The organism is Vibrio sp. Vb0304 (genome assembly GCF_033338995.1).
In the GTDB taxonomy this organism is placed as follows: domain Bacteria; phylum Pseudomonadota; class Gammaproteobacteria; order Enterobacterales; family Vibrionaceae; genus Vibrio; species Vibrio alginolyticus.
In genome coordinates this window covers 1-1,119 of record NZ_JAWOTT010000292.1, presented here as the reverse complement: position 1 = coordinate 1,119, position 1,119 = coordinate 1, and the positions used below count along the sequence as shown (strand labels likewise).

Annotated in this window: 1 protein-coding gene; it reads right to left on the bottom strand. The window is 44.4% G+C overall.

From position 1 onward, the window contains the following. Positions 1–700 (bottom strand): response regulator (locus R7P35_RS25730; RefSeq protein ID WP_318093274.1); only part of this gene is annotated, 700 nt, incomplete at its 3' end. Positions 701–1,119: the final 419 nt, after the last annotated feature.

Below are 1,119 nucleotides of genomic sequence, written 5' to 3'. Positions count from 1 at the left end.
CACTGTCGGCAGGCACTTTCATCAGCTTTTTCAGATCCGATACGCTAGAGTCACTCAAAATGACCAATGCTTCCCCGGCAATGCCTTCGCCACAAAAGCCCTGACAAACGCCTGAGACGTTATCGTGCGATGCCAAGTCACGCAGCGCCATGTGAAGCTCACTCACTTCAAAGATATTCACGTTTGGTAAAGGCAGTTGAACAAATACATCAAAATGGCGAGCTAACGCGTCGGCAGCTCGGCCGATAGAAACGTTCGCCACTTCCATGTAAATATCGCGTCGGCGGAGAATTGGCAGCTCAATCACGCTTGGTGTGATGATAAGCGGTCGAGGCTCTGGCTCAATCAGCTCTTTGAGGGCGTTTTTTAGCTCATCCTTTGCGATGGGCTTTTGAATAAATGCTTTGGCACCTAACGCGAAAACGCGCTCTTTGGCTTTGGGTTGAATGTCCCCCGACACAACCACAACTGGCGTTTTATTTCCTAAACGCTGCATGTTTTCTAAGGTTTCAAAACCGTCCATTTCTGGCATGGTGAGGTCAAGAAACATCAGTTTAAATTCTTTTTGCGCTAATTCTTCAAGCGCATTTTTTCCGTGGATAGCAAACGTAATATCCGGATTCAATGTTGCTGGCAGTGATCTAGCCATCTGCTTGCGTGCTAACGCTGAATCATCACAGATGAGTACAGGAAAAGACATTCAATCACCTTTTTATATTCAACAATCTGCGCTGGAGTCTACCAGATTGTTACCGCATATAGTACGAGAAAACTGACGAGGAATTTGTATTTTTTGTTTATGCAGTAAGCATACGCAAGATCAATAGATGAGTGAACCTAGCCAACAAGAAACAACGCATTTCACTGTCGATTTAGTGACATCGAACAAAGCCTACTGACCATTCTCAACCCTTGATACGCATAGGGTTGCGTTTATCTAAGCTCCAGAAAACCGAGAAAAAGTTTGTTACTTGCTAAAGTGAAGAAAGGAAAGATGAAACATCAAAAAAGGCATCTAATAAGATGCCTTAAGTAAAATCACGATGCTAATGCGCTTTCTATGGCACACCGTGACCTTTCGAAGCAACCCAAACTCGATACCATTGCTCGCGAGTCAAT